At 39.8% G+C, this 11,781-nt stretch carries 6 protein-coding genes; 5 read left to right on the top strand and 1 reads right to left on the bottom strand.

What is annotated here, in order from left to right:
* Window positions 1-623: 623 nt before the first annotated feature.
* Window positions 624-2,858, bottom strand: coding sequence for an NADP-dependent isocitrate dehydrogenase (locus tag FTU02_RS13215; RefSeq protein WP_180157523.1), 2,235 nt, complete (start codon window positions 2,856-2,858; stop codon window positions 624-626).
* A 1,122-nt stretch (window positions 2,859-3,980) separates the two neighbouring features.
* On the opposite strand from FTU02_RS13215, the gene FTU02_RS13220 reads away from it, so the two are divergent.
* The 5 genes from FTU02_RS13220 to FTU02_RS13240 all read left to right on the top strand — a co-directional run bounded on the left by FTU02_RS13220 (window position 3,981) and on the right by FTU02_RS13240 (window position 11,624).
* Complete coding sequence (locus FTU02_RS13220; RefSeq protein ID WP_180066678.1) at window positions 3,981-5,258, top strand: sensor histidine kinase KdpD; 1,278 nt, start codon at window positions 3,981-3,983, stop codon at window positions 5,256-5,258.
* 117 nt (window positions 5,259-5,375) lie between these two features.
* The gene (gene glnE / locus FTU02_RS13225) at window positions 5,376-8,135 is read left to right on the top strand and encodes a bifunctional [glutamate--ammonia ligase]-adenylyl-L-tyrosine phosphorylase/[glutamate--ammonia-ligase] adenylyltransferase (RefSeq protein ID WP_180157525.1); all 2,760 of its coding nucleotides are present in this window, start codon (window positions 5,376-5,378) and stop codon (window positions 8,133-8,135) included.
* Window positions 8,136-8,153: 18 nt separating this feature from the next.
* Window positions 8,154-9,080 carry a branched-chain amino acid transaminase gene (locus FTU02_RS13230; RefSeq protein WP_078191262.1) on the top strand — a complete coding sequence of 309 codons (927 nt, stop codon included), beginning with the start codon at window positions 8,154-8,156 and terminating at the stop codon, window positions 9,078-9,080.
* Window positions 9,081-9,163: 83 nt separating this feature from the next.
* Window positions 9,164-10,057 carry a mitochondrial fission ELM1 family protein gene (locus FTU02_RS13235; protein ID WP_180157527.1) on the top strand — a complete coding sequence of 298 codons (894 nt, stop codon included), beginning with the start codon at window positions 9,164-9,166 and terminating at the stop codon, window positions 10,055-10,057.
* A gap of 88 nt (window positions 10,058-10,145) precedes the next feature.
* On the top strand, window positions 10,146-11,624 hold the full coding sequence (locus tag FTU02_RS13240) for a phosphoethanolamine transferase (RefSeq protein WP_180157529.1): 1,479 nt from the start codon (window positions 10,146-10,148) through the stop codon (window positions 11,622-11,624).
* Window positions 11,625-11,781 lie beyond the last annotated feature (157 nt).

Below are 11,781 nucleotides of genomic sequence, written 5' to 3' on the forward strand. Positions count from 1 at the left end.
ACTGTGTTTCAGAAAGCTTCTTTGAATCGATATATTTCATCCGCAGATTATGCATGAATATTTAAAATTCTTCGGTACAAATAATCAGCAAGAGACTGTTCGTTTTTTGATTTATGAAAGAGGCTTAATGTTAAAAATAAAGATATAGATTTGCTTAAATACATCTTGTCTTGCTGTGATAAAGATAGGGCCGTTAGATTATATAAAAGGGGGCAGGAGTATTTGGAAAAAGATGAAGTAAGTCGTAAATATGAGCTGAAGAAAAAATATACAAAGAATAAGATAAAATGGTATGGGTATTGCGGGACGATTTTATATTTTTTCATTAATGCTATTGGTTGTGCTCCATATATTGTTATTACTTATATTAGTTTTGTTTATAGTGAGAGTATCTCAACGTTACCTAGTGAATTGAATTACCTTTTAATTTGTTTTTTTATGACATTTTTTATCATTTCAATGTTTGTTTGATGGCATTTCCTAAAACCTGAAGCAGCTAAGAATTTCTTGGAATTAGAGAAAATTAATCTCAGTTCCTAAAAAAAGGTTTATTCAGGGATAAAAAAACCAGCGCTTTCGCGCTGGTTTTTTACATCACTAACTCGCGTTAGTTTTGCATCAACTTATTGAGCTGCCTCAAGAGCAGCATTTAAAGTTGCGCTTGGACGCATTACAGCATTTACTTTTGCTGTATCTACAGCGTAGTAACCACCGATGTCCGCGGCTTTACCTTGAACTTCAGCAAGTTCTGCAACGATTTTTTCTTCGTTTTCAGCAAGTGCTTGAGCAAGAGGAGCGAATTTCGCTTTAAGCTCTGCATCTTCGTCTTGCGCAGCAAGTTCTTCAGCCCAGTATTTAGCAAGGTAGAAGTGGCTGCCACGGTTGTCTAGTTCGCCAGTACGACGTGATGGAGACTTGTCATTGTCAAGCAATTTACCAGTCGCAGCATCAAGCGTATTTGCAAGAAGTTTAGCTTTCGCGTTGTCTTCTTTGATGCCCATTTCTTCTAGAGAAACAGCAAGCGCCAAGAACTCACCTAAAGAATCCCAACGTAAGTGGTTTTCTTCTACAAGTTGTTGTACGTGTTTAGGCGCAGAACCACCCGCACCAGTTTCGTACATGCCGCCCCCAGCCATTAGAGGCACGATAGAAAGCATTTTCGCAGAAGTACCCAATTCCATAATCGGGAACAAGTCTGTTAGGTAGTCACGTAGAATGTTACCAGTTACAGAAATTGTATCTAGGCCGCGAGCAACACGTTCAAGTGTATAACGCATAGCACGTACTTGAGACATGATTTGAATGTCTAAACCAGTAGTGTCGTGCTCTTTCAAGTAAGTTTGAACTTTCTTGATGAGTTCGTTTTCGTGTGGACGGTACGGGTCAAGCCAGAAGATCGCAGGCATGCCTGAGTTGCGTGCACGAGTCACAGCAAGTTTCACCCAGTCACGGATTGGAGCGTCTTTCACTTGGCACATACGCCAGATATCGCCTTCTTCCACGTTTTGTGACATCAACACTTCACCAGTTTCTAGGTCAGTGATGTTTGCAACACCCGCTTCAGCGATTTCGAAAGTTTTGTCGTGTGAGCCGTATTCTTCAGCTTTTTGCGCCATCAAACCAACGTTAGGAACTGTACCCATAGTACGTGGGTCAAAGTTACCATTCCATTTACAGAAATTGATCATTTCTTGGTAGATACGCGCGAAAGTAGATTCAGGCATTACAGCTTTACAGTCGTACTGTTTGCCGTCAGCACCCCACATTTTACCGCCACCACGGATCATTGCAGGCATAGATGCATCTACAATTACGTCGTTAGGTGAGTGGAAGTTAGTGATGCCTTTTGCAGAATCAACCATTGCAAGAGCAGGACGGTGTTCTTGGCAAGCATGTAAGTCAGCAATGATTTCTTCACGAAGAGAAGTCGGAAGAGTTTCAATTTTTTCGTAAAGACCAGACATACCGTTGTTGATGTTAATACCTAACTCATCAAACAATTTGCCGTGTTTTTCGAATGCATCTTTGTAGTAAATCTTCACACAGTGACCGAAAACGATTGGGTGAGACACCTTCATCATGGTCGCTTTTACGTGTAGAGAGAATAAAATGCCTGCTTCTTTACAATCATCTAATTCTTTTTCATAGAAGTCGCAAAGTGCTTTTTTGCTCATGAACATTGAGTCGATGATTTCGCCGTCTTGAAGCGCAACTTTTGGCTTAAGAACAACAGTTTCACCAGACTTAGTGATCAATTCCATTTTTACATTGCGAGCGCGGTCTAAAGTCATAGACTTTTCGCCGTGGTAGAAGTCACCTTCATCCATGTGAGAAACGTGAGTTTGTGACCACTGCTTCCATTCGCTCATAGAGTGCGGATGTTTCTTCGCGTAATTTTTTACTGCAGTAGGCGCACGACGGTCAGAGTTACCTTCACGAAGTACAGGATTTACAGCAGAACCTAGGCATTTGCTATAACGTGCCTTGATTTCTTTTTCTTCCTCAGTCGCTGGGTTTTCTGGGTAGTTCGGAATTGCAAAACCTTTAGACTGTAATTCTTTAATGCAAGCAGTTAATTGGCCAACTGAAGCACTGATGTTCGGAAGTTTGATAATGTTTGTGCTTGGATCTTGGGTTAATTGTCCAAGCTCTGCCAAGTTATTTGGCACCTTTTGTTCTTCGCTTAGATAGTCTGAAAATTCAGCGAGTACACGTGCTGCAACTGAGATATCGCGTTTAACGATTTCAACGCCAGCAGGTTTAGTAAAGGTTTCAATGATCGGCAGCAGAGAGTAAGTCGCCAATAATGGCGCCTCGTCGGTCAGTGTGTAGATGATAGTTGACTTTCCACCAGCCATATATAGCCCCTTGCTTTAGATTGTGTCTTTGAGGTCCGAGCTTGTGGCTCGCCTCTATGAACCGATTTGCTTAAATAAAACTATGAAAGTATCGGGGTTCATTGCTTTTCAGTCAACGCAAGATCCTGTGATGTGGTCATTTCGTAGAAAAATGATACAAAAGAAGTGCAGTTTGACGCCCAATTTTAGCGCAAAACCGAGAAGGGAAATATTGAAAGCTTGTTATTCATAGCTTAAAGCTATTGAACGATTAAATTTATATCATTTTTTGGGGGCTGATCTGTTCTTTATGGCTCGTTCGAGTTTTAGTTGTAAAGCAAAGCGTTTGATAGGTCAAACCGAATGCCTTAACTTTTGGGTGTAGATTTGGTGCGAAAGTTCGAAAATTAGTCAGGATTGGGGACTTTATTAAAGAACGACGTGAGTTTGATGCCCCGTTTGACTTTGAATGGTCGCGGAATGTTTATGCGATAACTTATATATCTGATGAATAAGGCATGGCACTTTTTCAGCTTCAGTCATTTGGGTGAATGAGTTCATGTGCATTAGAAGCATGAAACGAATCTTTAGCTCAGTTTAATAAAGTAAAAGCGAGCAAGTATGGTTTAATGCTCAAATGACACACACAACTGATAAAAACTAATAAATTAGTCTAATAGAAAAACTTAAAAATAGATTCATTTAGTGTAGCTGACTGAAACGAGCATCCTGATGAGCAATCTGGTCATAGAATAGTCATAAAACTCACTATTTTTTGTGATGTATTTAAAGAAAATTAAACCCAGTTTTTTAGGTCTTATGTAAATGAATATTTCTTTTGGTCATGTTTTTAGTTTGAATAAAACGCGAAAAGTACGATTTAAAATAAACAGTCAATAAAATTTAAATTAATTTAAGTTTCTAATTTTATTGTTTTAATTTTTGTTTTACCTTTAATGTTATGTTCTTTATAGATATTTTTATTTTCTAATTGGATGAAAGTTCGATTAAATAGCGTATTCGTAAATGATGTTTGTCTTTTTGTTGGGTTTTGTTATTGAGTGTTTGGGCTATTTTTGCTATTAATCTTGAACATAACAGTTGGTTTTTATCTTTAAGATAAACCCTGAGGAGAGCAACGGGATGGCTTTACGTTTACTGGATATTGGTACACAAACCGAATTATTAACTGCCTGTCGTTTGTCTTTATTGATGGGGGTTTATACGGACGACAACCGCATTGCAGAATTTTTAAAGTTCGCGCGTGGTATTGTGCAAGTCGATAATGCTGTCCTCGCATTTAAAAATGAACCTTATATATGGTATGCGTCAGAGCACATATTTAAGGCCTTTATGGCCGAAGCTGATGATGATCGTCTAGATCAGTTTTTTGCTGAACATTCTCGTATAGACCGAGACGCTGAAAATTACCAAGCTTATTCCGACTATATGCAAGAACTTGGATTAGGGCATCAGCGTTTAGTCGCTTTCGATTTAAAATATGATCAAGAATCTATCGGTAAAGTTATTTTATTCGATGATCAAGTCACTGCATTTGAAGCCAAACAATTAAAGATCGTTGAAGAATTTGTACAAAGTCTAGTCAATATTATTCAACTTCGTGTTGAAAATGCCGAATTAAAAGAAGCCTATGAACAGCAGTCGGCACTGAATTTTAGTAAGACTAAATTTTTCCAAATTATTGCGCATGATTTAAGAGCACCTTTTCATGGTCTACTTGGATTTTCTGAAGTTTTGGCACAGGAGCGTCATACCTTAGATGATTCGAGTGTGCAAAATATTGCAGACTATTTATATGACACCACACAATCGACGTATAACCTCTTAGAAAGCCTGTTGAACTGGGCCATGGCAGAAGGTGGTCGCTTTGTTTATCACCCGATTAATTTTGATTTACATCAGTCTGCAAAAATCGTCAGTGATGTCTTAAATAGCTTGGCTGTGAAGAAAAATATTCGACTGATCAATGCCGTGCCTGAAGGTATTAAAGTCAATGCAGATATCAATATGATCACATCAGTGATGCAAAACTTGGTGTCAAACGCATTGAAATTTACCCATACCGATGGTAGAGGTGTGGTGACGATTTCAGCCGATCGAGATGGAGAACGGGTTGTATTCACTATTCAAGATACTGGATTGGGGATGACCCAAGCTCAGATCGATGATTTATTTCAGCAAAAACTGACGGTTAGTATTAAAGGTACGGCAGGAGAACGTGGTACGGGGTTGGGTTTAGTCCTTTGTAAACGTTTTGTGGACTTAAATCAGGGTGAAATTGTGGTGAATTCGAAAGAAGGTGAAGGCACACAATTTAAAGTCTGGTTGCCACAGGCGACGAGCCTGCATCAAACCCTAAATACCGAGAGTAGCAGTGCACAGAAAGATGCGACCTTATAAAGATGGGACCTTAAGTGAACTTTAATACGCATCTATTGGTATAAAAGCCTAAAAATACTTTTCCCTAAGCGTTATCAACTGTTATAACTAGAAAAAAATCACGCTAGGGTTTGTGAAATGAATGCGGAGCAATTGCAGAAAACATTACGTGCCAGTCAATATGCTGAACAGGTGCTCGGAATCCATCAGGCCAGTTTAGAACAAGACTATGCAATTGATCAGTTTCAAACCTCGCTCAGTACAGCACAAATTCAACATTTTGTCGCAAGCAGCCTTGCCGATATCCAAGATGAAAATAGTTGGATGCGTGCAATTCGTGTGCTGCGCGCACGTCTGATGTTTCGTTGGATTTGGCAAGATGCCAATCAACTCACCGATGTCGTCACCTTAACTCGAGAGCTTTCAGACTTTGCCGATGCGTCCATCTGTGCGGCAAAAGATTTTGCGCTGAATCCGTTGATTGCGAAATATGGCGAACCGCTAGGCTATAAGGGGAAAGTTCAAGACCTAATTGTGGTTGCCATGGGAAAACTTGGTGCACAGGAACTTAATCTTTCAAGTGATATTGATCTTATTTTTGCCTTTGATGAACAGGGCGAAACCAATGGTCGAAAATGTATCGATGTACAGCAGTTCTGTATTTTGTGGGGACAAAAATTAATTTACCTGCTTGACCATATTACCGCAGATGGTTTTGTCTTCCGTGTAGATATGCGCCTTCGCCCATGGGGTGATGGTTCTGCCTTGGCAATCAGTCATGCGGCATTAGAAAAATATTTAAGCCAGCATGGACGCGAATGGGAACGCTATGCCTGGATTAAGGCACGTATCGTCACGGGCGGTAAAGAAGGCGCCGAGTTATTGGAAATGACCCGACCTTTCGTCTTCCGCAAATATGTCGATTACACCGCTTTCGAAGCTATGCGTGACATGAAAGCCATGATCGAACGTGAAGTGCTACGTCGTAATATCGAAGATGATATTAAACTCGGTGCAGGCGGAATTCGTGAAGTTGAGTTTATTGTTCAAGTCTTTCAGCTCATCTATGGCGGTTCAAAACTCGAGTTGCAAGACCGTCAATGTTTAGTGAGTCTGCATCATTTAGGTGAAGTTGGATTATTAGAAAAAACCGCAGTTGCTGATCTAGAAGATGCATATTTATTTTTACGTCGCATTGAACATGCGATTCAAGCGCTCAATGATCAGCAAACCCAATCGTTGCCACATGAGCCTGAACCCCGCCAACGTATTTTAGATACTTTAGGTTTTGCATCTTGGGATGACTTTTTGCATGTGCTCAATCAGAAACGTGCCAAAGTCATTTACCAATTTGAACATCTTATCAAAGAAAAAGAACCCGATCCGTTATTGGAAAGTTTTAGTCATTTAGAAGCCCAGTTGAACGATGTTCTAGATGATGATGCCAAAAATTTAATTCACGAATTTTGGTATGGACATGCGCTGAAAAAATTACCTGCCAAAGCTGTACAGCGCTTAAAAACCTTTTGGCCACATCTCATTGAGGCGATATTACAGTCAGATAAACCTCAGGTGGCCTTACTACGTCTCATGCCTTTGGTGGAGTCGGTGCTGCGCCGTACGGTCTATTTGGTGATGCTGATTGAGAGCAAAGGGGCATTACAACGATTAGTGAAAATGGCAACAGTGAGTCCGTGGATCTGCGAAGAATTGACGCATTATCCCGTGCTGTTGGATGAGTTTTTATCGATGGATTTTGAGCTGCCAAAGCGTAAAGATTTAGAAGACTCTCTACGTCAACAACTGCTTCGAATTGAAATTGATCAAGTCGAAGACCAAATGCGTGTTCTTCGATTATTTAAAAAATCCAATGTCTTAGCAGTAGCTGCTAGTGATGTTTTGGCAGAAAGTCCGTTGATGAAAGTGTCGGATGCATTGACCGATATTGCTGAAGTGTCGGTGAATGCAACCTTGCATTTGGCATATCAAATTGTTGCCAAAAAACATGGCTATCCAATCGATGCAGAAGGGCAGCGTTGTTCGATTGATCACACGGCTTTCGCGGTAATTGGCTATGGCAAGGTGGGTGGCATCGAGCTGGGTTATGGTTCGGACTTGGATTTGGTGTTTATTCACTATATGGACGAACAAGCGGATACCGATGGACAGAAACCAATTAGTGGCTTTGAATTTGCCATGCGGGTGGCACAAAAATTTATGTCCTTAATGACCACGCAAACCCTAGATGGTCGAGTGTATGAGGTGGATACACGTTTACGACCTTCGGGAGAGGCGGGTTTATTGGTGACCAGCTTAAAAGCCTTTGAGCAATATCAACATAAAAATGCTTGGGTCTGGGAGCATCAAGCTTTAGTACGTGCCAGAACGATTGCAGGTGAGCACAGTTTACGGATTGAAATTGAAAACTTGCGCTGCAATATTTTGACTCAGCCACGAGATGAGAACAATGTTCGTGCAGAAGTGCTAAAAATGCGCCAAAAAATGAAAGACCATCTAGGTTCTTCTAAAGAGCAGCAAAAAGATGGAATTTTTCATTTAAAACAAGATGCAGGTGGTATCGTTGACATCGAATTTATGGCACAGTATGCAGTATTAGCATGGAGTGGGTCGAATCCCGATCTCGCCCATTACTCTGACAACGTACGAATCCTTGAGGATGCCGCAAGAACGGATTGCTTATCCAGCGCCGATGCGACAGCATTGATTCAAGCTTATCTCCGTGAACGAGCCGAGAGCCACCGTTTAGCACTTGCGAATCAATCCATGCAAGTTTCAGCTGACGATTGGCACGATACCCGAGTGGTCGTTTGCAAGCTATGGCAAAGATTAATTGATCCAACTGCAAAGTTTGCATTGGATAAAAATGACTGTGTATAAAAATTTGGAGTGTGTGCCATGAACTTGGCTGATCGTGATGGTTTTATTTGGCAAGATGGACAATTGGTTGACTGGCGTGAGGCGAAAACTCACGTATTAACACATACATTGCATTACAGCATGGGTGTGTTTGAAGGCGTCCGTGCTTATGAAACTCCGAATGGAACGGCTATTTTCCGTTTAAAAGAACACACTAAGCGTTTATTAAATTCTGCAAAAATTTATCAAATGAAAGTCCCATTTGATCATGCAGCATTAGAACAAGCTCAAATTGATGTGGTTCGTGAAAATAAATTGGCTTCTTGCTATTTACGCCCAATTATTTTTATTGGTTCAGAAAAATTAGGTATTGCAGCAACTGACAATACAATTCATGCCGTTGTTGCTGCATGGAGCTGGGGTGCTTACCTTGGTGATGAAGCGATGGCGAAGGGTATTCGTGTTAAAACGTCTTCATTTACGCACCATCATCCAAACGTGACCATGTGTAAAGCAAAAGCATCTGGTAACTATACTTTGTCAATTCTTGCACACCAAGAAGTGGCACATGCTGGCTATGACGAAGCAATGTTACTCGACCCACAAGGTTATGTATGTCAAGGTTCAGGCGAAAATGTATTCTTAGTTCGTGATGGCGTGATTCATACTCCTGACATCGCGGGTGGTGCACTTGATGGTATTACCCGTCAAACCATTATTACGATTGCGAAAGACCTTGGTTTTGAAGTGGTTGAACGTCGTATTACACGTGACGAATTCTATATCGCAGATGAAGCATTCTTCACAGGTACGGCTGCTGAAGTGACGCCAATCCGTGAATATGATGACCGTCAAATTGGTGAAGGTTGTCGTGGTCCAATCACTGAGCAAATCCAAACTGCATTCTTTAATGCGGTTCAGGGTAAAGACCCTAAATATGCGCACTGGTTAACTTACGTAAAATAAGCTGATCGGTTAAGATGAAAAGGCGAAACTAAGTTTCGCCTTTTTTATTGGCTTGAAGATATTGAATTTTTTGGAACGTGACTATGCATATTGTTTATGTCAGTGATGGTAAAGCAGGACATCGCTCACAGGCTCTAGGTTTATTTAAGGCCATGCAGCGCAAATCTCAGGAAGCAGTCACATTTCAAGAAATTTCAATTGATGATTTGCCTATAGTGACACTTATTTCTGCGCTATTTAGCCATCAGCTTCATGCCGTAGAACACGAGCCAACCTATATTTTTGGCGTCGGCAGCCATACGCATTTTAGGGTATGGCTGTTAGGCAAAGTGTATAACAAAGCCAAAACCATTATTTTAATGAAGCCAAGCTTGCCGTTTGCATGCTTTGATTATGCGGTGATTCCACAGCACGATGGTATTCAGGCATCTAATAAAGTACTAACCACACAAGGTGCGTTAAATCCTATTGTAAATGAAGAGCGGCATCAGCATGGTCGAATCTTGATCGCTTTGGGTGGCTCTTCAAAACGCCATCAGTGGAATGCAGCTAAAGTACTTCATGCAATTGAACAGATAGTCGAGCAGAATCCAAATTCACAAATCATTTTGACCACTTCACGGCGCACACCACAAGCGTTTTTAGCAGAATTAAAACAGTTAAAGAATATTGAAAAAGTACAGATTTTCCCAGTTGAAGTCACTCCGCAAGGTTGGATTTTCGAAGAAATGCAAAAAGCTGAAGCGGTTTGGGTAACTGAAGATAGTGTTTCAATGATTTACGAGGCACTCACCGCGGGTTGTAAAGTCGGGGTGATTGAAGTGGATCGTTTGAAGGAAGACCGGATTACCAAGTCGGTAGATGAAATGTTAAAACAAGGCTTGGTGTCGTTACAGACCACTTTAACTGACTTGAATCTTACTGCTGAATTTAAAGAAACTGACCGTATCGCCAAAAAGATTGTACTCGGTCCCTAAAGTATAGATAATACCCGACGAAAAATTTCTACCAACATTTCAGTCTATCTCGAAAATGTTTGAATAATATTACAAGGTTGTCGGGTCAATGCTAAAAACCTATTTGTTTCCATTTTTGCTTTCAATTGGGTTTTGCGTTGGCTTAGGTTTTTGGGACTATTTATCTGAAATCAAAGATGCTCCTTTATTCTTTGTTTTGGTTCTTTCGAGTACGTTTTTTTTCATTGCAGTAAAACAACTACATAGTTCTATTTTTAAGTACATTTTCCTTGCGCTATTTTTTGTCATTAGCCTGTATATTGCAAGTGGGACAGGGTTCTTACAAGGGCATATGTCTTTGGGAATCGTGGCATCGATGTTTCAAAGTAATACCAATGAAGCCTTTGAGTTTTTATCTGTAGTCGATCCTAAATATATTGTTTTTGCCTTTGTTATTTTCTTAAGCCTTTGTTTTTATATTTTATTTTTTAATCAATCTAATCAGGGAAATTATCCCAAGCTGATTTTGACACTTATCTTTATTGCTAACGGCGTTAGTGTGTTTGGTATTCAAACTGCAATGGCGACGGTTAAATATAAACAAGAAGAGGCCAAACTCCTTGAAGATAATTTGCAAGATATCGATTGGGAAATTCAGCAGGTGAATGCTAGCTATGACAATCAAGTGATTATCATTGGTGAGAGTGTTCAGCGAGATCATTTATCACTCTACGGTTCGAAAGACGATACCACACCTTTTTTAAATGAGATGCCACTGGATGTTGTAGATCATTACATCGCAACTGCACCGAATACAGTAACTAGTCTGACTCGAACGCTGACTCTGGTTGATCAAAATCGTGAACCGCAGATTGCAAAAAATGTTGTGACGCTAGCAAAACAAGCGGGCTATAACACCATTTGGATTTCAAATCAGGGATTTATGGGGAAAAATGATACGGCGATTTCTAAAATTGCCATTCATGCCGATCATCAGTTCTTCCTGAAAAGTGGTAACTATATGTCGAGTAATATTGATGACGACAAAATGGTCGAAATATTACAGGCCCAGTTAAAAAAATATGCCAATCAAAAAAATGTAATTTTTATTCATATGATGGGCTCACATCCGGATGCTTGTGAACGTCTGTTTAATGCACCACGTATGTATGCGAATAAACCTGAAACGATTAATTGTTATTTATCTTCGATCAATAAGTTGGATCACTTTATAGAACAGATATATACCACTTTGAAGGCTGATCAGCGTAGTTTCAGTGTGACCTATTTTTCTGATCATGGTATGACCGTAGATGAAGATTCATATCATGTAGATAATGATTATAAAGATAATTATCAAGTTCCGTTTTTTGTATTACGTAGCGATGCACAGGCAAAAAACCACTATAACAAGACTGTGAGTGCCTATGATTATATGCATATTTATGCAGATTTATTGGGGGTGAAAACACCATTATTAGATCCTAAAAAATCGTTGGCGAATATCGAAGACAATCAAAATGTCACCGTTTTTGATTGGGATGCGTATGTTTCTTATCAAGAGTTAGATGAGAGTGAAATGAGATGATTCATAATTAAATATAAAAATCAATAAAATTAAAATTTTACTGTTTAGGCTGCAGGAAAAATACACATAAATTTTTATTAAAGTTTGAAAGTTTTTTTTGTAAGATAGTCTAGGTTTTTTTATTGCTGATAAGTTTTAGAAATCTGTTGTTCGATGC

This window comes from Acinetobacter sp. YH12045 (assembly GCF_013419925.1).
In the GTDB taxonomy this organism is placed as follows: domain Bacteria; phylum Pseudomonadota; class Gammaproteobacteria; order Pseudomonadales; family Moraxellaceae; genus Acinetobacter; species Acinetobacter amyesii.

What these genes read in the sequence shown, in the direction of transcription:
- FTU02_RS13220 (WP_180066678.1), top strand. Translation starts at nt 3,981, where the DNA reads ATGGCTTTACGTTTACTGGATATTGGTACACAAACCGAATTATTAACT.
- FTU02_RS13240 (WP_180157529.1), top strand. Translation starts at nt 10,146, where the DNA reads ATGCTAAAAACCTATTTGTTTCCATTTTTGCTTTCAATTGGGTTTTGC.
- FTU02_RS13215 (WP_180157523.1), bottom strand. Translation starts at nt 2,858, where the DNA reads ATGGCTGGTGGAAAGTCAACTATCATCTACACACTGACCGACGAGGCG.
- FTU02_RS13235 (WP_180157527.1), top strand. Translation starts at nt 9,164, where the DNA reads ATGCATATTGTTTATGTCAGTGATGGTAAAGCAGGACATCGCTCACAG.
- FTU02_RS13230 (WP_078191262.1), top strand. Translation starts at nt 8,154, where the DNA reads ATGAACTTGGCTGATCGTGATGGTTTTATTTGGCAAGATGGACAATTG.
- glnE (WP_180157525.1), top strand. Translation starts at nt 5,376, where the DNA reads ATGAATGCGGAGCAATTGCAGAAAACATTACGTGCCAGTCAATATGCT.